The organism is Falsiroseomonas sp. HC035 (assembly GCF_050563525.1).
In the GTDB taxonomy this organism is placed as follows: Bacteria; Pseudomonadota; Alphaproteobacteria; order Acetobacterales; family Acetobacteraceae; genus Falsiroseomonas.
This window is the reverse complement of the sequence record NZ_JBNXUN010000004.1, coordinates 119,110-142,320: the sequence shown is the minus strand read 5'-3', so window position 1 is coordinate 142,320 and position 23,211 is coordinate 119,110. Positions and strand designations below refer to the sequence as shown.

Annotated in this window: 23 protein-coding genes; 11 read left to right on the top strand and 12 right to left on the bottom strand. The window is 69.6% G+C overall.

The annotated features are described in order from the left end of the window. Positions 1 to 8: 8 nt before the first annotated feature. From ACLF3G_RS10980 to ACLF3G_RS10970, 3 genes are read left to right on the top strand one after another with little or no spacing between them, the layout of a single operon-like run. Positions 9 to 560 (top strand): thiamine pyrophosphate-binding protein, encoded by a 552-nt coding sequence (locus tag ACLF3G_RS10980; RefSeq protein ID WP_430669406.1) that lies wholly within the window; start codon positions 9 to 11, stop codon positions 558 to 560. 3 nt (positions 561 to 563) lie between these two features. Further along, complete coding sequence (locus ACLF3G_RS10975; RefSeq protein WP_430669405.1) at positions 564 to 1,157, top strand: thiamine pyrophosphate-dependent enzyme; 594 nt, start codon at positions 564 to 566, stop codon at positions 1,155 to 1,157. Between the two features lie 10 nt (positions 1,158 to 1,167). Next, positions 1,168 to 2,148 (top strand): hydroxyacid dehydrogenase, encoded by a 981-nt coding sequence (locus ACLF3G_RS10970; RefSeq protein ID WP_430669404.1) that lies wholly within the window; start codon positions 1,168 to 1,170, stop codon positions 2,146 to 2,148. A 54-nt stretch (positions 2,149 to 2,202) separates the two neighbouring features. Here ACLF3G_RS10970 and ACLF3G_RS10965 read toward each other — a convergent pair whose 3' ends face one another. Both ACLF3G_RS10965 and ACLF3G_RS10960 read right to left on the bottom strand, forming a co-directional pair. Further along, complete coding sequence (locus ACLF3G_RS10965; RefSeq protein WP_430669403.1) at positions 2,203 to 3,174, bottom strand: Bug family tripartite tricarboxylate transporter substrate binding protein; 972 nt, start codon at positions 3,172 to 3,174, stop codon at positions 2,203 to 2,205. A 44-nt stretch (positions 3,175 to 3,218) separates the two neighbouring features. Beyond that, on the bottom strand, positions 3,219 to 3,995 hold the full coding sequence (locus ACLF3G_RS10960; protein ID WP_430669402.1) for an enoyl-CoA hydratase: 777 nt from the start codon (positions 3,993 to 3,995) through the stop codon (positions 3,219 to 3,221). An 80-nt stretch (positions 3,996 to 4,075) separates the two neighbouring features. Here ACLF3G_RS10960 and ACLF3G_RS10955 point away from each other — a divergent pair, with 80 nt between their 5' ends. Further along, positions 4,076 to 5,254: an enolase C-terminal domain-like protein gene (locus ACLF3G_RS10955; RefSeq protein ID WP_430669401.1), complete on the top strand. Its 1,179-nt coding sequence runs from the start codon at positions 4,076 to 4,078 to the stop codon at positions 5,252 to 5,254. Here ACLF3G_RS10955 and ACLF3G_RS10950 read toward each other — a convergent pair. Beyond that, on the bottom strand, positions 5,241 to 5,852 hold the full coding sequence (locus tag ACLF3G_RS10950; RefSeq protein ID WP_430669400.1) for a glutathione S-transferase family protein: 612 nt from the start codon (positions 5,850 to 5,852) through the stop codon (positions 5,241 to 5,243). The two genes, ACLF3G_RS10955 and ACLF3G_RS10950, sit on opposite strands and share 14 nt — an antisense overlap. Before the next feature lie 31 nt (positions 5,853 to 5,883). Next, entirely contained in the window at positions 5,884 to 6,879 is a 996-nt protein-coding gene (locus ACLF3G_RS10945) for an alpha/beta fold hydrolase (protein ID WP_430669399.1), read from the bottom strand. A gap of 86 nt (positions 6,880 to 6,965) precedes the next feature. Here ACLF3G_RS10945 and ACLF3G_RS10940 point away from each other — a divergent pair, with 86 nt between their 5' ends. The 3 genes from ACLF3G_RS10940 (at position 6,966) to ACLF3G_RS10930 (ending at position 11,368) form a co-directional block, all read left to right on the top strand. Continuing rightward, a complete protein-coding gene (locus ACLF3G_RS10940) occupies positions 6,966 to 7,202 on the top strand; it encodes a zinc-finger domain-containing protein (RefSeq protein ID WP_430669398.1) in 237 nt (78 codons plus the stop codon). Between the two features lie 28 nt (positions 7,203 to 7,230). Continuing rightward, positions 7,231 to 10,047 carry a DNA polymerase I gene (polA, locus tag ACLF3G_RS10935; RefSeq protein ID WP_430669686.1) on the top strand — a complete coding sequence of 939 codons (2,817 nt, stop codon included), beginning with the start codon at positions 7,231 to 7,233 and terminating at the stop codon, positions 10,045 to 10,047. Positions 10,048 to 10,162: 115 nt separating this feature from the next. Beyond that, positions 10,163 to 11,368 (top strand): MFS transporter, encoded by a 1,206-nt coding sequence (locus ACLF3G_RS10930; protein WP_430669397.1) that lies wholly within the window; start codon positions 10,163 to 10,165, stop codon positions 11,366 to 11,368. Between the two features lie 3 nt (positions 11,369 to 11,371). Here the strand turns inward: ACLF3G_RS10930 and ACLF3G_RS10925 are convergent, their stop codons facing one another. Beyond that, positions 11,372 to 11,767: a group III truncated hemoglobin gene (locus ACLF3G_RS10925; RefSeq protein WP_430669396.1), complete on the bottom strand. Its 396-nt coding sequence runs from the start codon at positions 11,765 to 11,767 to the stop codon at positions 11,372 to 11,374. Next, complete coding sequence (locus tag ACLF3G_RS10920; RefSeq protein WP_430669395.1) at positions 11,764 to 11,916, bottom strand: hypothetical protein; 153 nt, start codon at positions 11,914 to 11,916, stop codon at positions 11,764 to 11,766. Before ACLF3G_RS10920 ends, ACLF3G_RS10925 begins: the two co-directional genes overlap by 4 nt. A gap of 83 nt (positions 11,917 to 11,999) precedes the next feature. Here ACLF3G_RS10920 and ACLF3G_RS10915 point away from each other — a divergent pair, with 83 nt between their 5' ends. Beyond that, entirely contained in the window at positions 12,000 to 12,431 is a 432-nt protein-coding gene (locus tag ACLF3G_RS10915) for an Rrf2 family transcriptional regulator (protein ID WP_430669394.1), read from the top strand. Positions 12,432 to 12,446: 15 nt separating this feature from the next. Here ACLF3G_RS10915 and ACLF3G_RS10910 read toward each other — a convergent pair whose 3' ends face one another. Together ACLF3G_RS10910 and ACLF3G_RS10905 are read right to left on the bottom strand one after the other, a co-directional pair. After that, positions 12,447 to 13,343: a class I SAM-dependent methyltransferase gene (locus tag ACLF3G_RS10910; RefSeq protein ID WP_430669393.1), complete on the bottom strand. Its 897-nt coding sequence runs from the start codon at positions 13,341 to 13,343 to the stop codon at positions 12,447 to 12,449. A gap of 82 nt (positions 13,344 to 13,425) precedes the next feature. Then, entirely contained in the window at positions 13,426 to 14,193 is a 768-nt protein-coding gene (locus ACLF3G_RS10905; RefSeq protein WP_430669392.1) for an SDR family oxidoreductase, read from the bottom strand. A 116-nt stretch (positions 14,194 to 14,309) separates the two neighbouring features. Between ACLF3G_RS10905 and ACLF3G_RS10900 the strand changes: the two genes are divergently transcribed. Continuing rightward, positions 14,310 to 15,491: an oxygenase MpaB family protein gene (locus tag ACLF3G_RS10900; protein ID WP_430669391.1), complete on the top strand. Its 1,182-nt coding sequence runs from the start codon at positions 14,310 to 14,312 to the stop codon at positions 15,489 to 15,491. A 53-nt stretch (positions 15,492 to 15,544) separates the two neighbouring features. On the opposite strand, the gene ACLF3G_RS10895 is transcribed toward ACLF3G_RS10900, so the two are convergent. Next, entirely contained in the window at positions 15,545 to 17,140 is a 1,596-nt protein-coding gene (locus ACLF3G_RS10895; protein ID WP_430669390.1) for a phosphoenolpyruvate carboxykinase, read from the bottom strand. A gap of 126 nt (positions 17,141 to 17,266) precedes the next feature. Beyond that, positions 17,267 to 18,001 carry a HugZ family protein gene (locus ACLF3G_RS10890; protein WP_430669389.1) on the bottom strand — a complete coding sequence of 245 codons (735 nt, stop codon included), beginning with the start codon at positions 17,999 to 18,001 and terminating at the stop codon, positions 17,267 to 17,269. 92 nt (positions 18,002 to 18,093) lie between these two features. Between ACLF3G_RS10890 and ACLF3G_RS10885 the strand changes: the two genes are divergently transcribed. After that, positions 18,094 to 18,795: a response regulator transcription factor gene (locus ACLF3G_RS10885; protein WP_430669388.1), complete on the top strand. Its 702-nt coding sequence runs from the start codon at positions 18,094 to 18,096 to the stop codon at positions 18,793 to 18,795. Positions 18,796 to 18,797: 2 nt separating this feature from the next. On the opposite strand, the gene ACLF3G_RS10880 is transcribed toward ACLF3G_RS10885, so the two are convergent. Together ACLF3G_RS10880 and ACLF3G_RS10875 are read right to left on the bottom strand one after the other, a co-directional pair. Further along, on the bottom strand, positions 18,798 to 19,715 hold the full coding sequence (locus ACLF3G_RS10880; RefSeq protein ID WP_430669387.1) for a patatin-like phospholipase family protein: 918 nt from the start codon (positions 19,713 to 19,715) through the stop codon (positions 18,798 to 18,800). A 10-nt stretch (positions 19,716 to 19,725) separates the two neighbouring features. Beyond that, the gene (locus tag ACLF3G_RS10875) at positions 19,726 to 21,345 is read right to left on the bottom strand and encodes a long-chain-fatty-acid--CoA ligase (protein ID WP_430669386.1); all 1,620 of its coding nucleotides are present in this window, start codon (positions 21,343 to 21,345) and stop codon (positions 19,726 to 19,728) included. Positions 21,346 to 21,470: 125 nt separating this feature from the next. Here ACLF3G_RS10875 and ACLF3G_RS10870 point away from each other — a divergent pair, with 125 nt between their 5' ends. Beyond that, the gene (locus ACLF3G_RS10870) at positions 21,471 to 23,153 is read left to right on the top strand and encodes a stimulus-sensing domain-containing protein (protein ID WP_430669385.1); all 1,683 of its coding nucleotides are present in this window, start codon (positions 21,471 to 21,473) and stop codon (positions 23,151 to 23,153) included. Positions 23,154 to 23,211 lie beyond the last annotated feature (58 nt).

The following is a 23,211-nucleotide window of genomic DNA, read 5'->3' as shown; positions in this document are numbered from 1 at the left end:
GCATCGGCATGGATCGCGAAAAACTGGAAATGCGGCCGGACGCGGCGGCGGCCTGGCCCGACCAGATCTACGATGCGCTCAAGGCCAATGGCATCACGCAGGTGGCCCTGGTGCCGGATGCCGGGCACAGCCGGCTGATCCGCCGATGCCTTGCCGACAACGAGATGACGGTGGTGACGCTGACGACCGAGGAGGAAGGCGTCGCGATGGTCTGCGGCGCCTGGCTCGGCGGCGTGAAGGGCGTGCTGCTGATGCAGTCCTCGGGCGTCGGCAACTGCATCAACATGCTGTCGCTGTCCACGCTGCACCGCACGCCGCTGCCGATGATCGTGACGATGCGCGGCGATTTCGCGGAGTTCAACCCGGCGCAGGTGCCGATGGGCCATGCGACGCAGACGGTGCTGGAGGCGATGGGCACGCTGGTGCATCGCGCCGACAAGGCCGAGGACGTGGCGGAGACGGTGGATGCGACGCTGCGGCTCGCCTTCAACACCTTCCGGCCGGCGGCGACGCTGCTGGGCCAGCGCCTGATCGGCGCCAAGACCTTCGGCAAGGACTGACCCATGGCACAGCTTCCGGATCGGCGCGACGTGGTGCGCGCCCTGCTGGCGGATCGCGGCGACCTGCTGGTGATCGCGGGCCTCGGCGCCTCCGCCTGGGACATCACCGCCATCGGCGACCATCCGCGCAACCTGCCGCTGTGGGGCGGCATGGGCGGCGCGGCGATGATGGGCTTGGGCCTGGCGCTGGCGCAGCCCTCGCAGAAGGTGCTGGTGATCACCGGCGATGGCGAGATGCTGATGGGCATCGGCGCGGTCGCCACCATCGCTGTGCAGAAGCCGGCCAACCTGTCCGTCGTGGTGCTGGACAACGAGCATTACAGCGAGACCGGCGGGCAGGAGACGGCGACGAAGCATGGCGTGGACCTCGCCGCCATGGCGCGCGGCGCCGGCATCGCCGAGACGCGCACGCTGCGCGACCTCGCGGAGGTGCCGGCGCTGCGGGACCGGGTCCATGCCGGCGGCGGGCCGCTGTTCGCCGTGGTCAAGATCGCGGTCGGCAACCTGCCGCTGGTGCTGCCGCCGCGTGATGGCGCCATCCTGCAGGCGCGCTTCCGCGAGGCCGTGCTCGGCCCCGCCGCCCACCACCAATTGTGAGTCCGGAAAAATGCCGCATGTAATCTGCCTCCGCCCCATCCACGACGATGCCTTGGCAAAAATGCGGGCGACGGAGGGGGTGACGGTGGAGGTGCTGATGGACCTCTCGCCGGACTCGCTCGCCGCACGGCTGCCGCATGCGGATGCGCTGATCGTCCGCACCGCGAAGATCGACCGGCCGCTGCTGGCGCATTGCACACAGTTGAAAATCCTGGCGCGGCATGGCGTGGGGTACGACCAGGTGGATGTGGCGGCGCTGACGGAACGCGGCATTCCGCTGACCATCACGCCGGATGCCAATGCGGTCTCGGTGGCCGAACACGCGCTGATGCTGATGCTGGCCTGCGCCCGCAAGCTGTCCGGCTATGACGGCAACATGCATCAGCCCAAGCCGGTCTGGGGCGGCCAGCCCAGCCTGCCGACCTTCGACCTGGCCGGACGCACGGTGCTGGTGGTGGGCTTCGGGCGCATCGGCACGCGCGTGGCGAAGCTGTGCGCGGCCTTCGACATGAAGGTGCTGGTGCGTGATCCGAACGTCGCCAAGGGCACCATCGCCGGGCTCGGCTTCACGCCGGTGGACGACGCGGCGGAGGCCGCCGGGCAGGCGGACATCGTCACGCTGCACGTGCCGTCCAACCCGCAGACGCGGCACATGGTGGATGCGCAGTTCCTGGCGCGGATGAAACCGGGCGCGGTGCTGGTGAACACGGCGCGCGGCACGGTGCTGGACCAGTCGGCGCTGGAGGCCTCGCTGCGCGCCGGGCATTTGTCCGCCGCCGGGATCGACGTGTTCGAGGAGGAGCCGGTGGAGACGCCGCTCAGCCTGCTGTCCGCGCCCAACCTGGTGATGACGCCGCATGTCGCTGCGAGCACGGCGCAAGGGCTGCGGCGGATGGCGCTGGACAGCGCGGGCGCGGTGTTGGCGTGCTTCGCCGGGACGCTGGACCCGGAGATCGTGGTGAATGCGGAGGTCCTGCCGCGGCGGAACTGAGGCCCGCCCTCACCCAACCCTCTCCCCCCCCAGTGGGGGGAGAGGGCTCAGAAGTCAGTCGAACTGGATGTTGGCGCGGCGGATGACCTCGGCGTACTTCGCCGCGTCCCGCCGCAGCAGGGCGGCCGCGTCGGCGCTGGTGCCGCCGCCCGGGATGAAGCCGGCCTCGGCCACGCGCTGGCGCAGGCCCGGGTCGGACAGCGCCTTGTTCACGGCGGCGACCCAGCGTTCCGCGATCGGCGCCGGCAGGCCGGGCGGGCCCATCACCATGTACCAGACGGCGGCATCGAAATCGGGAAAGCCGCTTTCGGCGATGGTCGGCACGTCCGGCAGCGTCGGCACGCGTTCCTTCAGCGTCGTCGCGAGCGCGCGCACCCGACCCGCACGGATATGCGGCAGGTAGGTGGGCAGCGTGTCGATGGCGATGTCGATGCGCCCGGCCAGCACCTCGTTCACCGCCTGGCCGGTGCCGCGGAACGGGATGTGGGTCATGTCGAGGCCGGCGGCGAAGGACAGCGCGGCGGCGGCCAGGTGCTGCTGCGTCGCGACGCCGGAGGAGGAGTAGTTCAGCTTGCCCGGATTCGCCTTGGCATGCGCGATGAAGCCAGCAAAGTCCTGCGCCGGGGAAGATAGCGGCACCACCGCCACCAGCGGCACCGTGCCGGCCAGCACCACCGCCGTCTGGTCCGTGATGATGTCGAAGGGCGGCGGCTTCATGGTCGGCGGCACGACGGCGGAGGCGCTGACCGTGGTCATCAGCATCTGGTAGCCATCCGGCCGGCCGCGGGCGTTCTGCGTCGCGGCGATGGTGCCGGACCCGCCGGCGCGGTTGTCGATGGCGATGGGCTGGCCGAATTCCTCCTGCAACGCCGGTTGCAGCAGGCGGGCGATGATGTCCGTGCCGCCGCCCGGTGCGAAGCCGACCAGCAGGGAGACGGTGCGGGTGGGGTAGGCGCCTTGCGCCAAGCCCGGCAGCGGCAGGGCGGCAGCGCCCGCCGCGGCCAGCAGGCCACGTCGATTCAACATGGGGATCCTCCGGTTTTTTGTTGTGGCGGCAGGATGCCGGGGTGTCAGGTGCCCGTCCAGACCGGCTTCCGCTTGGCGAGGAAGGCCTGCACCCCTTCGCGGAAATCGTTGCTGCCGAAGCACATCGTCACCAGGTCGTCGCCGTCGATGCTGCCATTGGCGAGCCGCAGGCGCTTCAGCGCGAGCTTGGTCGCGGTCAGCGTCAGCGGCGCCATGCCGGCGACATCCTCCGCCAGTTTCATCGCCCGCTCGGCCAGCGCCTCCGGCGTCTCCAGCATCTCCGAGATGAAGCCGGCGGCGAGCGCTTCCGGCGCGTCCATCAGCCGCGCGGTGAACACCAGGTCCTTCAGCTTCGCCGGGCCGATCAGCGCCGCGAAGCGGGAGATGTTCATGGTGGACAAGGTGTTGCCCAGGGTGCGCGCCACCGGCACGCCGAAGCGGGCATTGGCGCTGGCGATGCGCAGGTCGCAGACGCCGGCGATGCCCAGGCCGCCGCCGACGCAGGCGCCGGCCACGGCGGCGATGACGGGCTTCGGGCAATCCTCGATGGCGGACAGCACGCGGTCGATGCGGCTTTCGTAGTCCAGCGCGTCCTGGCCGGTGCTGAAGTTCTGGAACTGGCTGATGTCGGTGCCCGCGGCGAAGGCCTTGCCGCCGGCGCCGGTGATGACCCAGCAGCGGATCGCCGGATCCGCGGCCACCGCGGCGGCCTGTTCGAACAGGCCTTCGTACATCGGGAAGGTCATGGCGTTGCGCTGTTCCGGGCGGTTCAGCGTGGTCCAGGCGACCGGGCCGCGGGTCTCGTGCAGGATATCGGGCATGGGTTGGTTCCTCCTCCCCCCTCTTGTGCAGCGGTCCGGTGCGGGGCGACAAGGCGGGCAGCCGGATGGAGGTCCATAAAATGCGTATCGTCAGCGTGAAGCAGGGCATTGCCCCGATCGCGAGCGACATTGCCAACGCCTATATCGACTTCTCGAAGATGACCGCCTCCATCGTGGCGGTGACGGTCGAGGGTGAAGGTGGCAAGCGCGCCACGGGCTACGGCTTCAACTCCAACGGCCGCTACGCCCAGCCCGGCCTGCTGGCGGAACGCTTCGTGCCGCGCCTGACGGAAGCCTCCGAGGCGCAGATCACCGCGCCGGACGGAAAGCTGAACCCGCAGGGCGCCTGGGCGGCGATGATGAAGAACGAGAAGCCGGGCGGCCATGGCGAGCGCAGCGTCGCCGTCGGCGTGCTGGATATGGCGCTGTGGGATGCCGCGGCCAAGCTGGAGGACAAGCCGCTGTGGCGGCTGCTGGCGGACCGCTACAATGGCGGCGTGGCGGATGAGGCGGCCTGGGTCTACGCCGCGGGCGGCTACTACTACCCCGGCAAGGGGGTGGACGCGCTGGTCGAGGAGATGAAGCGCTACCTCGGCATGGGCTATGCGACCGTGAAGATGAAGATCGGCGGCGCCCCCGGCACCTCCCTCGCCGATGCCCTGGCCGAGGATCGCGCGCGGATCGAGGCGGTGCTGGGGCTGCTCGGCGGCGATGGCGCCAAGCTGGCGGTGGACGTGAACGGTCGCTTCGACCTGCCGGCGGCGCTGGCTTATGCCGAAGCGCTCGCGCCGATGAAGCTGCGCTGGTACGAGGAACCGCTGGACCCGCTGGACTACGCGACCCACGCGACGCTGGCCGAGCATTACGGCCCGCCGATCGCGACCGGCGAGAACCTGTTCTCCATGCTGGATGCGCGCAACCTGATCCGCCATGGCGGGCTGCGGCCGGACCGCGACATTTTGCAGATGGACCCGGCGCTGTCCTACGGGCTGTGCGAATACCTGCGGACGCTGGACATGCTGGCCGCCCATGGCTGGTCCCGCCGCCGCTGCGTGCCGCATGGCGGGCACCAGTTCGCGCTGAACATCGCGGTGGGCCTCGGCCTCGGCGGCAATGAAAGCTACCCGGAGGTCTTCGCGCCCTTCGGCGGCTTCGCCGACGATGTGCCGGTGGTGGAGGGGCGCGTGGCGATGCCGGACATCCCCGGCATCGGCTTCGAGGCCAAGAACAAGCTGTACCAAGTGTTCAAGTCGCTGTAGCCCGCGGCAGCGTGGTGATGCCGGGGATCGCCTGCACCCGGGCGACCCAGTCCCGCACGCCGGGCCAGCGGGCGAGGTCGAAGCCCCCCTCCTCCGCCCGGTGGGTGTAGGCGAACAGCGCCAGGTCGGCGATGGTCGGCGCCTCGCCGACCAGCCAGGGATGCGCCGCCAGGCGGCGTTCCATCACATCCAGCGCCTGGGCGCCGCGGTGGGCGCACTCGGCCAGGCGGTCGGCGTGCAGATGGGCCTCCCGCCGCCAGGCGATGATGTTGCGGGCGACGGCGATGTAGGGCTCGTGGCTGTACTGCTCGAAGAACAGCCATTCATGCACCCGTGTCCGCGCCAAGCCGGGCGGCGGCAGCCAGGGCGTGCCCTCGGCGAAGTGCAGCAGCATGGCGTTGCTCTCGACCAGGACCGTGCCGTCATCCAGCACCAGCACCGGCACCTTGCCGTTGGGGTTGATGGCCAGGAAATCCGGGCTTCGGGTCGCGCCGGAATTTCCATCCGTCTCCACCCATTCGAAGGCGTGGCCGGTCAGGGCCAGGATCTGCGCCGGCTTCCAGCAATTGCCGGACACCCGCATGCCGTGGAGTCGCATGAAAACTTTCGGAGAAGGAACAATCCGCAGGCTAGCGCGAAAGCCATTCCGGTGCGAAGGCATCGGCACCGGAGGGCAGCGGCACGGCCGGGTCCGCGACGAAGGCCAGGATGTCCCGCACCACCGCGTCCCGGTTGCTGTCGGTCAGCAGCAGGTGAAAACCCTCCTCATGGATGCCGATGCGGATCGGGCTTCCGGCCGGCAGGGCGTTCAGCGCGGTGCGGACGGAGCGCGCCGGGATCAGCATGTCCTTGGCACCGTACAGCAGCAGCACCGGCGCCGGCGCCCCCTCCGCCGTGCGGCAGCAGGCGGGCAGGGCTGCAACGGCCTCGTCCATCAGGTCGATCAGGCCGATCGCGGCATCCACCCGCGTGCTGCGCACCACCAGCGGGTCCCGCCCCAGCCGGCGCAGCGCCGCCTCATTGTCGCTGGCGACGATGCCGCCGACGCCGCCCTGGAAGCCGACGATCGGCATGGTCCGCGCCGCGACCCAAAGGCCGCCGCGCATCAGGGCGTTCATGGACTGCCGGCCCCATAGCGCCGGTGCCAGCAGGATGTAGCCATCGACGGGTGGCGGCTCCGCGCTGCTGCCGGCCAGGATGGCGACGGCACCGCCCATGCTCTCCCCCATCACGAACAGCGGCAGGTCCGGGTGGCGGGCGCGCAGCAGGCGGGCGGCGGTGGCGGCATCGGCGGCCAGCGTTTCCGCGCCGGGCCAGTAGCCGCGGTTGGGGGACCGGCCGAAGCCGCGCTGGTCGTAGGCATAGACCAGCAGCCCCCCCTCGGTGAGCGGGCCGATGCTGTCCTTCAGGAAGTTGCCGGAATGGTCGTTGAAGCCGTGCAGCGCCAGCAGCATCGAGCGTGGCGCATCCTTCGGCGCGAAGGCGCGCAGCGGCAGGCGTGCGCCATCGGCGGCGACCACCGCATCCTCGACCAGCGATGGCGCGGCGATGCGGGGCCCGGCCGGGATCACGACCGGGGTGCAGCCGGCCAGCAGCAGGGCGAGGATCAGCACCAGGGGTCGCATACGATTTCCCTACCGCGCCGGCCCCCTACTGCGCCAGCCCGGGCTGGTCCATCACCCCCGGACCCCCTATGTTCCCGCCGCCAAACATGAGGACCGCCATGCGCGACGCGCGACAGACCGGCTACACCCCGGTGGCCCTGCCCGGCGTGACGCCGATGGACACGCTGCCCGCCACCGCCCGCACCGTCGGCTGCGATGGCGGCGGCGGCGCGCTCGGCCATCCGCTGGTCTATCTGCGGATCGAGGACCGGCAGGTGACCTGCCCCTATTGCTCCCGCACCTACGTCCTGGCCGAGGGCGCCGGCGACGACCACGGGCATTGAGATGAGCGAAGCCCCGGTCCTCGCCCCGATGCCCGTGCCGGAGGCGGTGGCCGAGGCGGTGCCGCCGGTCGCGCCGGGGGAGAAACGCCTGATCCTGGTGGATGGCTCGGGCTACATCTTCCGCGCCTACCATGCCCTGCCGCCGATGACTCGGCCGGACGGGGTGCATGTGAATGCCGTGTTCGGCTTCACCCAGATGCTGTCGCAGTTCCTGTCGCGCCATGCCGCCAGCCACATCGCCGTGGTGTTCGACAGCGCGCGCACCACCTTCCGCAATGACATCTACCCCGACTACAAGGCGCACCGCCCCGAGCCGCCGCCTGAACTCGTCCCGCAATTCGCCTTGATCCGGGAGGCGACGGAGGCGCTGGGTGTCTGCCAGGTGGAACTGCCGGGGTTCGAGGCGGACGACCTGATTGCGACCTATGCCCGCTGCTTCGTCGAGGAAGGTGGCACCGTCTCCATCGTTTCCTCCGACAAGGACCTGATGCAGCTGGTCGGGCCGGGCGTGCAGATGCTGGACCCGATCAAGCAAAAGCCGATCCGCGAGCCGGAGGTGTTCGAGAAGTTCGGCGTGACGCCGGACAAGGTGGTGGAGGTGCAGGCGCTGGCCGGCGACAGCACCGACAATGTGCCGGGCGTGCCGGGCATCGGCATCAAGACCGCGGCGCAGCTCATCAACGAATATGGCGACCTGGAAGGCCTTCTGGCGAACACCGGGAAGATCAAGCAGCCGAAGCGGCGGGAGGTGCTGGAGCTGAATGCGGAGAAGGCGCGCATCAGCCGTCGCCTGGTGCAGCTGGACGCCAACGCCCCCCTGCCCTGCCCGATCGAGAAGATGCTGGCGCGCGCGCCGCAGCCGGCGACGCTGGAGAAGTTTTTACGGGATAACGGGTTTCGAAGCCTGCTGGCGCGGCTTGGCATGGGCGATGCCGGCGCGGTCACCAATGGCCGCCGGCCGCCCTTCCCCTCCGCCGCGCCGATGCCGGCCGCGCCGGCGGAGGCGCTGCCCTTCGGCGGCTACGAGACGGTCACGACGCTGGAGCAGTTGCGGGAGTGGGTGGCGGAGGCCCGTGCCGCCGGCGTGATCGGCTTCGATACCGAAACCGACAATCTGAATGCGCTGAAGGCCCGCCTGGTCGGGTTTTCCATCGCCACCGCCCCGGGCCGCGCCTGCTATGTGCCGCTGCGGCATGAGGGTGGCGGCGACCTGATGGACAATGCCCAGCCGGTGCAATGCGACCCGGATGCGGCGATGGCGGAATTGCGGGACCTGCTGGAGGATCCCTCCGTCCTCAAGGTGCTGCACAACGCGAAGTACGACCTGGAGGTGCTCACCCGGGCGGAGAATGGCGGCATCGCCGTGGCGCCGGTGGATGACACCATGCTGATGTCCTACGCGCTGCGCGCCGGCAAGCACGGCCACGGCATGGACGAGCTAGCGAAGACCCATCTCGGCCATGAGTGCATCAGCTACGACAGCTGCACCGGCACCGGCCGCAACCGCATCCCCTTCGGCCGCGTCGCGCTGGACAAGGCCACCGCCTATGCCGCCGAGGATGCGGATGTGACGCTGCGCCTGTGGCACGCTCTGCGGCCGGAACTGCGTCCGGCGCGGGCGCTGGCGCTGTACGAGCAGGTGGAGCGCCGGATGGTGCCGGTGCTACGCGACATGGAACTCGCCGGCATCAAGATCGACGCCGGCGAACTTTCGCGGATTGGCGCCGACTTCACGGAGAAACTGGCGCGGTATGAGCGCGAAATCCATGAGCTGGCGGGCAAGCCGTTCAACGTCGGCTCGCCGAAGCAACTCGGCGAAATCCTGTTCGACGAGCAGAAGCTGCCTGGCGGACGGCGGAGCAAGCTGACGGGCGCCTGGGGCACGGATGCGAGCGTGCTGGAGGAATTGGCCGCCCAGGGCCACGCCCTGCCACGCCGGGTGCTGGATTGGCGCCAGATCTCCAAGCTGAAATCCACCTATGTCGATGCGCTGGCCCAGGCGGCTGATGCGCAGGGGCGGGTGCATACCGACTTCGCCATGGCGCTCACCTCGACCGGTCGGCTCTCCTCCTCCGATCCCAATCTGCAGAACATCCCGGTGCGGACCGAGGAAGGCGCGCGCATCCGGCGCGCCTTCGTGGCGGAGCCGGGGCATGTGCTGATGGCCGCCGACTACAGTCAGATCGAGCTGCGCATCCTGGCGCATGTGGCCGACGTGCCGGCGCTGAAGGAAGCCTTCGCCACCGGCCAGGACATCCATTCCCGCACCGCGGCCGACATTTTTCATCTGCCTCCGGATGCTGTGGACAAGGAAGCCAGGCGGCGGGCGAAGACGATCAATTTCGGCATCATCTACGGCATGTCGGCCTTCGGGCTGGCGGCGCGGCTCGGCATCTCGCCGGGCGAGGCCAAGGCGATCATCGACGCCTATTTCGCGCAGTACCCGGGCATCCGCGCCTGCATGGAAAAGCTGAAGGAGGATGCGCGCACCACCGGCTACGTGCAGACCCCCTTCGGCCGCAAGCTTTGGATCGCCGACATCGCCTCCAAGGACCCGGTGCGCCGTGGCGGGGCGGAGCGTGCCGCGATCAACGCGCCGTTCCAGGGCGGCGCGGCGGAGGTCATCAAGCGCGCCATGGTCCGCCTGCCCCGCGCGCTGGCCGAGGCCGGGCTCGGCGCGCGGATGCTGCTGCAGGTGCATGACGAACTGGTCTTCGAGGTACCGGAGGCCGAGGTGGCGGCGACCAGCGCTTTGGTGAAAAGCATCATGGAGAACGTCGCCAGCCTGTCCGTGCCGCTCGGGGTCGAGATCGGGCATGGCGCTTCCTGGGCGGAAGCGCATTGAGGGCAAATCCTGCGGATCGTGGCCGGTTGGAGCTACTTCGCGCCGTGCGGCGCTGCGCCCAGTCGGGCGCTCGCCCGCCCTCGGCGGGCGCAGGTCGTGCTGGCAGGCACTCGGCATGAGCATCACCGCCGACACGGCATCCTCTGGCTGGACGGCGCCGGAACGCCGCACGCTGGGCGCCATCGCGGCCGCCCATGCCGTGTCGCACCTGCACATCCTGGTGCTGCCGCCCCTGTTTCCCCTGTTGCAGGCGCAGCTTGGCGTGGGATTCGTGGAACTCGGGCTGGCGATCACGCTGTTCAGCATCGTCTCCGCCCTGACCCAGGCACCGATGGGCTTCCTGGTGGACCGGATCGGGCCGCGGCGGGTGCTGACGGCGGGACTGGTGCTGGGCGGCGCGGCCTTCATGCTGCTGGGCGCCACCTTGAGCTATCCGGCCCTGCTGCTGGCCGGCGCCATGGCCGGGCTGGCCAACGCCGTCTACCACCCCTCCGACTACGCGATCCTGAACACGGAGATCGCGGCGCCACGCATGGGGCGCGCCTTTTCGCTGCACACCTTCGCGGGGTTCGCGGGCGGCGCGGTGGCGCCCTTCCTGATGCTGGGTCTCGCGGCCGGGCTGGGCCTGGCCGGGGCGCTGGTAGTGGCGGGGGCCATCGGATGGGCCGCGGCCGCCTGGCTGTGGCTGACCTGCCCTGCGGACCCGGTCAAGGCGGCAAGGGCCAAGCCGGTGGCAGGGCAGCCGACACGGGTACTGAACGGCACGGTGATCTCGCTGACCGGCTTCTTCGTGCTGATCTCGCTGTCCTTCGGCGGCATGAACGCCTTCGCCATCGCCGCCCTGGTCGCCTCCGGCAGCATGGGGCTGGCCATGGCCTCCACCGCGCTGACCCTGCTGCTGGCCGGGTCGGCGGGCGGCGTGCTGATCGGTGGGGCGCTGGCGGATCGCTTCACGCGGCACGGGCTGGTCGCCATGGCGGGCTTTGGCGCCGCGGGGGTGCTGACCATCGGCGTCGCGCTGCTGCCGATGCCGGCGCTGCTGGTGGTGCTGGTGCTCGGAATGGCCGGTGTCCTGAGCGGCCTGTGCATGCCGTCCCGCGACATGATGGTGCGCGCCGCGGCCCCGCCCGGCCAGGCCGGCGCGGTGTTCGGCGTGGTCTCCACCGGCTTCAATATCGGCGGCATGATCGCGCCGCCGATGTTCGGCTGGCTTGTCGATTCGGGCCGGCCGGAGGCGGTGTTCCTGGTTGGCGGCATGTTCATGCTGGCGACCGCCACCATGGCGCTGGCGCAGGAGCTGGCGCGGGCTCGCCGAGGATGAGACCTACGCCCGGCGCGCCGGAAGCCGTTCGAACAGGCCCATGCGCAGGCTGCGCGCGATCCGGTGCGCCCGCTCGCTGAACGCCAGCGCCGTCTCCGGTGGAAAGCTGTCGCGGCAGGTGGCGTCGAACAACGCGAGCCATTGCTCGAACAGGTCCGGCGTCAGGCCGGGCAGGCGCAAATGCGCGGTGAAGGGGTCGCCGTGATAGGCGCCGCTGCGCAGCATGACCGCCGACCAGAACCGGCGCAGCTTTTCCAGATGCGCCGACCAGTCCCCGGCGTCCTTCCCGATCGCGGCGTGGAACACCGGGCCGAGCGCCGGGTCGTGGCGCACACGGGCGTAGAAGCGGTCTACCAACCGCGCGATGTCCGCCTCGGTGATGGGGGTCGCGCCGCTCACAGGAAGGGCAGCACGGCCAGGACGGCGACCAGGTTCCACACCAACATGTTGACCAGCGTGCGCAGCATGACCCGGCTGTCCCTGTCACGGATATGCAGCGCGTCGCTGGCGAGGTTGCCGGGGAGAAGGAACAGGCTGACGGGGCTCATCGCGGCCTCCTAAGATGGATCGCTCATACATCTTATGGGCCTTGGCCGCTTGCAAAGCAATACGGATGATGCATCTTCCAGCCATGCGCCTCACCACCCTCACCGACTACTCGCTCCGCATGCTCATCTACCTGGCGCTGCAGCCCGACCGCCGCGCGACGATCGGGGAGGTGGCCAAGGCCTATGGCATCTCGGAGAACCACCTGATGAAGGTGGCGCATCTGCTCGGGCAGGCGGGCCATGTCAGCACCTCGCGCGGCCGCGGCGGCGGACTGGCGTTGGCCCGGCCGGCCTCGGAGATCACCGCCGGGGATGTGGTGCGGCGGATCGAACCCGATCTGGCGCTCGTGCCCTGCTTCGCCGGCGGCGACTGCGCCATCCTGCCGGCCTGCCGCCTGAAACACGCATTGCATGCGGCACGGGCGGCGTTCCTCGCCGTGCTGGATGGCACCACGATCCAGGACCTCGCACAGCCCCAGGGGACGCTGCGCGAGGCGCTCGGGATCGCGGCCTGATAGCGGCTGCTGGCCCTATGCGGGCTTCTGGGCAACGAACAGCGAGATCAGCACGGCCAGGTCGCGCGGCGGGCGGCCCCGGAAGCGCGCCGCCAGTGGCAGCGTCGCCAGGTCGGCCAGGCACTTCGGATCCGGCTCGCCAAGCGCGGCACGCAGCTCGAAGCCGGCATCCTCAAGCAGGCGAATGTAGTCATCGTGCCGCAGGCGGTTCTGGAAGGCCTGCGGGTTGAACTGGCCGAGCTTCCAGACCGGGTCGCCATCCTCGAAGCGCAGGAAGTTGATGCGGCTGAGGGCGGGATCGCGGTGCTGCCAGTGGTCGGAATTGTCCACCAGATGCGTGGTCATGCCGCCGGGCCGCAGGATGCGGTGGAACTGGCGCAGGAAGAAGGCGATCTGCGCCTCCGGCACATGCTCGAAGGTGGCGCGGGAGATCACCAGGTCCATGCTTCCGGCCGGATGCGCCGCGGCGTCCCAGGGCACCAGGTACTCGTACGCCATCGGCACATCGAGCCGCGCGAGCAGCGCGTCCCGTGGCTGGCCCAGCGCGGCGGCGATGTCATCCATGCGGCCGCGGACGATCGCGCGGGCGCGGGCGATGGTCTGGTCGTCCATCAGCCGGTCGATATCGGTCAGCGTCAGGCGCGCAGCGCCGGCCAGGTGGAACAGCAGCGGAATCAGCGGCAGCCAGCCGGTGCCGAATTCCAGCACGGATTTGCCGCGCACGTCGAAGCCGGCGCGACGCAGGGCAACAATCTGTTCCAGCCCGTTGGTGATGCAGTAGTGGGAATTGCTGGCGTTGTCGTCGTAGGGCTGTAGCCGCCGCTTCAGGCGGCGCAGCGCCTTGCGGAACGGAATGGCGTGGCGCAGCGCCGCCTCCGCCAGATGCGCCACCTGCACGCCGTTGTGCCGCATGCGAAACCCTCGTGAATCCACGCGGCATCCCTAGCACGGCGCAACGCGCCGGCCGGTCCGCATCGGATCACGTTCGTTTCAGTCAACTCATGCTGGCCGTGACGCCACCATCCACGAACAACAACTGGCCGGATACAAAATCCGATGCGGGTGACGCAAGGAAGACCGCGGTGCCGGCAATCTCCTCCGGCTGCGCATAGCGCCCCGCCGGGCAACGCCGCTGCACCATGGCAAGCCAGTCCGGGTTGGTCAGCAGCGCCTTGTTGAGCTCCGTGTCGAACCAGCCCGGCCCGATCGCATTGCACTGGATGTTCCAGGGGCCGAGTTCCACCGCCAGCGCCCGGATGAACATCTTCAGCCCGCCCTTGGCCGAGGCATAGGGCGTGATGGTGGCGCGGCCGAGATCACTGGCCAGGCTGCCGGTGGCGATGACCTTGCCGCGGCGGCGTTCCTTCATCCCCGGCACGACGACGCGCGACAGGCGCCACAGCGCCGTCAGATGCGTGTCGATGACGCTGTACCAACCTTCCTCCGTGGTTTCCTCGATCGGGGCGCGGTGCTGGTTGCCGGCGTTGTGCATCAGGATGTCGATGGGGCCGAGCGAGCCGACCGCGGCCTCCACCGCCGCGCCATCCGTCACGTCGAAGGCGCTGGTGCGGCAGGCAAGGCCCTCGGCGCGCAGCGATTCGGCCTGCGCCTCCAGGGTTTCCACATTGCGGCCGTTGAGGATCACCTCCGCCCCCGCCTGCGCCAGGCCGCGCGCCATGGCGGCGCCGAGGCCGCGCGAGGCGCCGGTGATGAGCGCGACGCGCCCGGACAGGTCGAATTTCTGTGCATGCGCCGTGTTCACGCGTGTCTCCCCCAATCGTGCCGGGCATCTGGCCTCGGCCGACGGCATTCGTCCAGCCGTCTATCCGCGGCCCGGCAGGCTGTGGCACGATGTCGCAACGTTTGGATCCCGCAGTCATGATCATCCCGCAGGATTACGTGGCGGGCTTCGCCCTCGCAGGCCATCATGACCCGGCGCTGGCCGAAACCTATCTCCGCTTCACCGGCAAGGGTGATCCGCTGGCCGATGCCGCCCTGGCCTCGGTCGAGTCCAGCGTCGGGCGCCGCTGGATCGAGTTGGGGATCGAGGGCGGCGGCGGGGCGCTGGCCGAGGCACCGGAACAGATGCGCGCCTTCTTCGCGGAGGCCGAGCGCGTGCCGGACTGGTACCATCCGGCAGCAACGCGCGCGGGCCATCGGGCCTTCCATGGCAATTCGGAGATGCTGATCGGCGCATTCGTCGGTGCCGTGCTGATCGAGGGCTTCGCGACGCTGATCAGCAAATCCTTCGCCATCACTGGCCGGGTGACGGATCAGGGGGTTCGGCGGTTGCAGCAGAACAACCGCCACCTGGTCGAGATCTTCATGCCGGGCGGGCTGGACCGGCAGGGAGAGGGCTGGAAGCTTTCGGTCCGCATCCGGCTGATGCATGCCCGCATCCGACAGTTGCTGAGCCGATCGCCGGAGTGGGAGGAACCGGCCTGGGGGGTGCCGCTGCATGCGGCGCATATCGGCTTCGCTACCGCCGCCTTTTCCGGCCTGCTGCTGCATCGTGGACGCCAGCTCGGGCTGCGCTTCTCCGCGGAGGAAGCCGAGAGCATCATGCTGGTCTGGCGCTATGCCGGCCACCTGATGGGCGTGCCGCCGGACTTGCAGGCGGCGACGGAGGCGGAGGCGCTGCACCTGGTCGCGATCGGGCGGATGTGCGAGCCGAAGCCGCAGATGGAGGCGATCATGCTGGCCAACAGCCTGATCAATTCCGCACCGCTGGTCGCGGGCATCACGGAGCCCGCGGCGCGGCGCAGGCTCTCGCGCTATGTCTATCGCGTCTCTCGTGCGCTGATCGGCGACGAGATGGCGGACCAGCTGAACTACCCGAAGGCCTCGACCTTCGGCGTGCTGCCCTTCCTGCGCCTGCGCAACGGCGCGGACCGGCTGTTGCGGAAGCTGCTGCCTGGACAGGAACAGCGCCGGCGCGCGGGGCAATTCCGCCGCATGCTGGACCTGTCCTTCGTCGAGCGCGGTATGATCAGCTACCGCCTGCCCGGCACGCTGCACGCGGAAAAGGATCGCGATGCCGGGCGGGATGCGGCGGGCTGAGCCCTGCCGGCCGGATCGGGTGGGCCATTCGAAGGGCCCACCCGATTGTCGGTTCAGGCGGCCGTGCGGATTGCCGCAGCCTTCACATCGTCGCTGACGGCGCCGGCGAAGCTCTCGAAGTTCTGCTCGAACAGGGAGACAAGTTGCTTCGCCTGGCGATCATAGGCGTCCTTGTCGGCCCAGCTGTCGCGCGGGTTTAGAACCTCGGCCGGGATGCCCGGAACGGACTTCGGGATCATCAGGCCGAAGTACGGGTCGCGCTGGAACTCCACCTTGGCCAACGATCCGTCCAGCGCGGCGCGCAGCAGCGCGCGGGTGTGCTGGATGCTCATCCGATTGCCGGTGCCGTAGGCGCCGCCGGTCCAGCCGGTGTTCACAAGCCACACCTCGGCGCCGTCGCGGGCGATGCGCTCGGCCAGCATGCGGCCATAGACTTCCGGGTGGCGCGGCAGGAACGGGGCGCCGAAGCAGGTGCTGAACGTCGCCTGCGGCTCCTTGCCCAGGCCCTTTTCCGTGCCGGCAACGCGCGCGGTGTAGCCGGACAGGAAGTGGTACATCGCCTGGGCGGCGGACAGCTTGGCGATCGGCGGCAGCACGCCGAAGGCGTCCGCCGTCAGCATCACCACGTTCTTCGGCAGCCCGGCGACGCCACCCTGCACCGTGTTCGGGATGAACTCGATCGGGTAGCAGGCGCGGGTGTTCTCGGTCAGGCCGTTGTCGTCGAGGTCGAGGCTGCCGTAGTCGTCGCCGACCACGTTCTCCAGCACCGCGCCGAAGCGGTGGCTGGCGTCCCAGATCTGCGGCTCGGCTTCCCGCGACAGCTTGATGACCTTGGCGTAGCAGCCGCCCTCGAAGTTGAAGACGCCGGTGTCCGACCAGCCATGCTCGTCGTCACCGATCAGGCTGCGCTCGGGGTCGGAGGACAGCGTGGTCTTGCCGGTGCCGGACAGGCCGAAGAACAGCGCGGTATCGCCATCCTTGCCGAGGTTGGCGGAGCAGTGCATCGGCAGCACGCCGCGGTCCGGCAGGATCCAGTTCATCACGGTGAAGATGGATTTCTTGATCTCGCCCGCATAGCTGGTGCCGGCGATGCAGATGGTGCGCGCGGCGAAGGACAGCGCGATCAGCGTGCTGGTGCGGCAGCCATCGACGGCCGGGTCGGCCTCGTATTCCGGGGCGTGCAGGATGGTGTAGTCCGGCTTGAAACCGGCCAGTTCCTCGCGCGGCGGGCGGATGAACATGTTGCGCGCGAACATCGCGTGCCAGGCATTGGTGGTGACCAGGCGCACCTTGATGCGGTGTGCGGGATCGGCGCCGGCATACAGGTCCTGCGTGAACAGTTCCGGCTTCTCGCCGAGCCAGGTGCGGACCTTTCCGGCGAAGGCGGCGAACTTCTCGGGCGCCAGGGGCCGGTTGACCTTGCCCCACCAGATCGCATCATGCACCGAGGGGTCGTCCACCACGAACTTGTCCTGGACGGACCGGCCGGTGTGCTGGCCGGTGACGGCCATGAAGGCGCCGTCCGCCGAAAGCCGCCCCTCGCCCCGCCGCAGCGCATGGGCATAGAGGCCCGGTGCGGTCAGGTTGGCGTGGATGGTGGCGGGGCCGGCAACACCGGTCCCGGCCAGGGCGGATACCTCGGACGTCATGACTATCCTCCAAATGGATGTGGTTCGACGCCTAACGCGCCCGCCACATCATCGTCGTCCCCTCTGGGCGCCGCTGGCGGCGAAATTAGGGCGGGTAAGCTGTCACAAGCAACGCGAACCGGCTGGTTACTTTCTTGTTCTTGCATCCCGCGCCGCCTGGACCAGGGCCATACGCACCCCGTTGGCGTCGGCGACCGGGGTGGGCCAGGGCAGGCGTGCCACGCGGTCGCCGGAGGTCAGGTCGCAGCCATCCGGGTCCACCGCCACCATCCGCCAATCTCCTGCCGGCTGGCCGAGTAGTAAGGTGGCTATGGCGGCGAGCGCATCTGCGTGGTCCTCATTCACATGGCCGAGTATGCCGGCCTCGGTCGCGGCCAGCGCCGCCACTGCCGCGGCGTCCGGCAGCAGCGCCTCCTGCCGCAGCCGCGTGGCACGCGCAAAGCCGCCGACCAGAAGGGCCGCGGCGGGGGTGATGCGCCACAGGTGGAAGTCGCCGAAATCGGCGTAGAGGGCGGCATAGGGGTGTCGGGCCAGCCAGCGCGGCTTCAGCACCGCGACCTCCGCCGCCGGGACCGGCTCCGCCAGACCGGTCAGCGTCACGCGCGGCGCGGTCTGCGGGTTGGCGCCGTCCGGCGCACCCTGCGCCATCAGGGCGCAGCGTGGCTCTGCCTTCAGGTGGCGGGTGTGCTCGGACAGGTCGGACAGCAGCAGCAGCGTCGTCAGGTCCGGCAGGTAGGCGGGCGTGACCAGGCTGGCGAAGGGCTGGGCGCCGGTCGTTGTCGCAAGGGTGGCGGAGGCGGCGGCGCGCAGCAGTTTGCGCGCCTCGAACCCTGGCTGTTCCGTCACTCGGCCCCCCATCATGGCAGCACGGCTGCGTGACCGTGGCTTTGCCACAATTGCACTTCAGTCTATCCGTCTGGCGCCGTTTCCGCCCCTCAAGGAGGTCCGCACCCGTGCCGCATACCATCGCCCTGGTGGACGACGACCGCAACATCCTGACCAGCGTGTCCATGACCCTGGAACAGGAAGGCTTCACCGTTCGCACCTTCACGGATGGCGAAAGCGCCTTGCAGGGCCTGATGGCCAAGCCGGCGGACCTCGCCGTGCTCGACATCAAGATGCCGCGCATGGACGGGATGGAGCTGTTGCAGCGCCTGCGCCAGCGCAGCGCCATGCCGGTGATCTTCCTGACCAGCAAGGATGACGAGCTGGATGAGCTGATGGGCCTGCGGCTCGGCGCCGACGACTACATCACCAAACCGTTCAGCCAGCGCCTGCTGTTGGAGCGCATCCGCGCCCTGCTGCGCCGCAACGAGGCCGGCCGCGCCGAGGGCAGCGGCACCCCCGCAGGCGGCATCATCGCCCGCGGCGACCTGGTGCTGGATGAGACGAAGCACACCTGCATGTGGAAGGGCCAGCAGGTGCAGCTGACGGTGACGGAATTCCTGCTGGTGAAGGCGCTGGCGGTGCGGCCCGGCATGGTGAAGAACCGCGACCAGCTCATCGACGGTGCCTATGGCGAGAACATCTATGTGGATGACCGCACCATCGACAGCCACGTGAAGCGGGTGCGGAAGAAGTTCCGGCAGGTGGATGACGACTTCCAGCAGATCGAGACGCTGTACGGGCTGGGCTATCGCTACAAGGAAGCCTGACCCTACAGGTAGCGGCGGATCGTCGGCAGCGCCTGTTCGACGCAGGCGCGGCCTTCGGCGATCGCCTCCCGCCCGCGCTGGAACTCCATCAGCCCCATGTCACGCAGGCGCGGCAGCAGCATGGCGTGCGGCGGCTCCCCGGCCAGGCGGGTGCGGGTGATCTGGTCCTGCATGATGTTGATGGAATTGGCCAGCACGTCGAAATAGCCCGGTGTCGCCGGTGCCGGCGGGAACAGCCGGGCGCCGATGGTGGCGGCCTGACCGCGCAGCGTCACGGGCAGGTGGCGCAGCGCCTCGACGAAGCCTTCGGCGGGAACGGCCGGTGTGGCGGGTGGCGGCTCCGGCTCAACCTGGAAGCGGCGGCCGAGCAGGTCGCCGTTGAGGTTGACTGCCAGGATCACCTCCGCCCCCAGAGCGCGGCAAGCGGAGACCGGCACCGGGTTGCACAGCCCGCCATCCACCAGCCACCGCCCCTCCACCCGCGCCGGGCTGAACAGGCCAGGCAGCGCGGCGGAGGCGCGCACCGCGGCCGCCATCGGGCCTGATTGCAGCCAGACCTCCCGCCCCGTGGCGAGGTCCGTGGCGATGGCAGCGAAGCGGGTGGGGTAGCTCTCGATCGGCGCGTCGATGCCGAGGCCGTGGAGGAACTCGAGCAGGTCGTCGCCCTCGATCAACCCGCCGCCGGTCAGGCGGACATCCAGCAGGCCGACGATGTCCCGCCAGGTCGCGGCCGCCACCCAGTCCCGCAACGCAGGCAGGCGTCCCGCGACCTGCGCAGCGCCGACCAGCGCGCCGATGGAGGTGCCGGCGATGATGTCCGGCACGATGCCGGCCTCGCCCAGCGCCTCGATCACGCCGATATGCGACCAGCCGCGCGCGGCGCCGCTGCCGAGGGCGAGGCCGATGCGTGGGCGGGTCATCCGGGTGGTCCTACGGCACCCCGAAATAGCCTGCGAACTGCTCCCGCAGCTTGGTCTTCAGGATCTTGCCGGTCGCGGTATGCGGGATCTCAGCCACCACCACCACGTCGTCCGGCAGCCACCATTTCGCGACCTGCGGCGCCAGGTGGGCCAGCAGGCTGTCGCGGGATACCTCCCGCCCCGCCTTCGGCACCACCACCAGCAGCGGCCGTTCGTCCCATTTCGGGTGGCGTGCCGCCACCACCGCAGCCTCGGCCACGTCCGGGTGGCCCATGGCGAGGTTCTCCAACTCGATGGAGGAGATCCACTCGCCGCCGGACTTGATCACGTCCTTGGTGCGGTCGGTGATATGCATGTAGCCGGCGGGGTCGATGGTCGCGACATCCCCTGTTTCGAACCAGCCATCCGGCGTCAGCGCGTCACGCTCCGCCTTGAAGTAGCCGCGCGTCACGGTGGGGCCCCGCACCTGGAGGTTGCCGAAGGTGGTGCCATCCCAGGGCTTTTCCGCGCCGTCGTCGCCGACGATCCGCATGTCCACCGTGAAGGGCGGGAAACCCTGGGTCTCCTGCAGGTCTAGCGTGCCTTCGGCGTCGCGGCCTGCCACTTCCGGCTTGACGCCGCAGATGGTCCCGATCGGGCTGGTCTCCGTCATGCCCCAGGCATGCACCACATGCACGCCGCGGCGCTCGAAGGCGGCAGTGAGGGCGCGCGGGCAGGCGGAGCCGCCGATCACCACGCGCTTCAGCGTGGACAGCGGTGCAGAAGACGCCTCCAGGTACTGCAGCAGGCCGAGCCAGACCGTCGGCACCGCGGCAGTAAAGGTGACGCCCTCCGCCTGCATCAGGCTTTGCAACGATTCACCGTCCAGCTTCGGCCCGGGCAGCACGAGGGAAGCACCGGACAGCGGCGCGATGAAGGGCAGGCACCAGCCATTGGCGTGGAACATCGGCACCACCGGCATCACCCGGTCCGTGGCCGAAAGCCCCAGCATGTCCGGGGCGTTGCAGGCGAGCGCGTGGATGACGTTGGAACGGTGCGAATACAGCACGCCCTTCGGCTCCCCGGTGGTGCCGGAGGTGTAGCAGAGGCCGGCGGCCGCATTTTCCTCCCCCGCCACCCATTCGAAGTCGCCATCCGCCTCGGCCAGCCAGGATTCGTAATCCACCGCGCCGGGCAGGCTGGTCTCCGGCATCGTCTCCGGCCCCGTCAGCACGATGAACCGCAAGATGTGCGGCAGCTTCGGCGCCAGACCTTCCAGCAATTTGAGAAAGCTGAGGTCGCAGAACATCAGGCGGCTTTCGGCGTGGTTCAGGATCCAGGCGATCTGGTCGGGGAACAGGCGCGGGTTCAGCGTGTGGTAGATAGCGCCGGCGCCGGTGATGCCGTACCAGGCCTCGATATGGCGCCAGGTGTTCCAGGCCATCGTCGCCACCCGATCGCCGGGCTTCACGCCTTCGCGCGCCAGGCGCTGCGCCAGGGCCAGGGACCGGCGGTGGATGGCGGCATAGTCGGTGCGATGGACCGGACCCTCCACGCTGCGGCTGACGATGGGGCGGGCGCCGTGGTGGCGGGCGGCATGGTCGATCAGCCGGTGAAGCCGCAGCGGCCAGTCCTGCATCAATCCGAGCATTTTCGGTCGTTTCCCTGGTTTGCGGCGAGTCTTGGCTGTTCCGACGCGGCTTGCAACCGGCATGGCCTCCCTGTGCCATTCCGCGTTACCCTACGGCAGCCAACCGATGGGAATTTTGAGACAAGATGCCGGATGCGGGTGGCGCACCCTCCCCTGCCGTGAAGACGGAGCCGCGGCGGCGGCGCTGGATGTCGCCGCTGCTGCGCCGCATCCTGCTGATGAACGTGCTGCCGCCTGCGCTTCTGGCCGCGGCACTTCTGTACCTGGACCAGTACCAGAACGGCCTGCTGGCGGCGGAGGTGGAGGCGCTGCGCACCCAGGCGCGCATCTACGCGGCGGCCATCGGAGAGGCAGCCTCCCGCCCCAGCGACGACCGCACAATCCTGGTGCCGGAGGCAGCGCGGCCGCTGCTGCGGCGGCTGGTGGAGCCTTCTCCCAACACCCAGGCCAGGCTGTTCGACAACACCGGCCTGCTGGTGGCCGACAGCCGGGTGCGGGAGGGCCCTGGCGGCGCCATCGTGACGGAGCCGCTGACCCCGCCGGAGCCGCGCGGTGCCTTCGCCGGCACCGTCGCCGGCATCTATGAACGGGTGCTGGCGGTGCTGCCGCGCGGCAGCGGCGGCACCGGCATGCTGGTGGATGTGAACCCCAATGCGCCGTCCTTCGACTGGCAGCCGGAATTCGGCGGCAGCAGCGGTACCGATCGGCGGGAGGAGTTGCGCCTGGCGCTGGAAGGCGGCGTGCGTCCGTATATCCGCCGCACCGCGGATGGCCGCCTGCTGGTCTCCGTCGCGGAGCCTGCGCGGCGCGGCGCGGCCTCCGTCGGCATCGTGCTGCTGACGCGGGAGGCGCGGGAGGTGGACCAGCGGCTGCTCGACATCCGCGTCTCCGTGCTCGTGCTGTTCGCCATCGCGCTGGTGCTGACGGTGCTGCTGTCGCTGTACCTGTCGCGCACCATTGCCACGCCGATCCTGCAACTGGCGCGCTCCGCCGCCGCGATGCGCGAGGGCGAGGGCCGCGGCGGCAGCGTGCCGGCGCCGCTGCTGAAGCGGGAGGATGAGATCGGCGTGCTGGCGCGCGACCTGCAGACGGCGGCGCGCGCGCTGTGGGCGCGCATCGACGCGAATGAGCGCTTCGCGGCGGATGTGGCGCACGAGTTGCGCAACCCGCTGACCAGCGTGCGCAGCGCGATCGAGACGCTGCGGCGCATCGAGGACCCGGTGAAGCAGCGCAGGCTGCTGGCCATCATCTCCGACGACGCGGTGCGGATGGACCGGCTGATCAACGACATCGCGGATAGTTCAAGAGTCGACGCGGAATTGTCACGCACCATCGCGCAGCCGGTGGATGTCGCGCCCATCCTCGGCGCGCTCGGCGAATTGCAGGCGGCGACGCGGGAGGAGGAGGACCCGCGGCTGGAGATCGAGGCGCCGGCCTCCGGCCTCATCGTGCGCGGCGTCGAGGGGCGTCTGGTGCAGGTATTCCGCAACCTGATAGGCAATGCCATCTCCTTCAGCCCGAAGGGCGGCAAGGTGACGCTGCGGGCGCGGCGCACCGGGCAGATGGTGGAGTTCGTCATCGAGGATGAAGGCCCGGGCATCCCGGACGCCAAGCTCGAAAGCATCTTCGACCGCTTCTATTCGGAGCGTCCCAGCAGCGAGTTGTTCGGCCAGCATTCGGGCCTCGGCCTGTCCATCTCGAAGCAGATCGTGGAAGGGCTGCGCGGCCGGATCGCGGCCGAGAACCGGCGCGATGCCGGCGGCGCGGTCCTGGGTGCGCGCTTCATCGTGCGACTGCCGGCAGGCTGATTTGATCTGTGCGTGAGGGCATTTGCAGCGTTGCGGATCAACCCATCGCGGGGTTGCA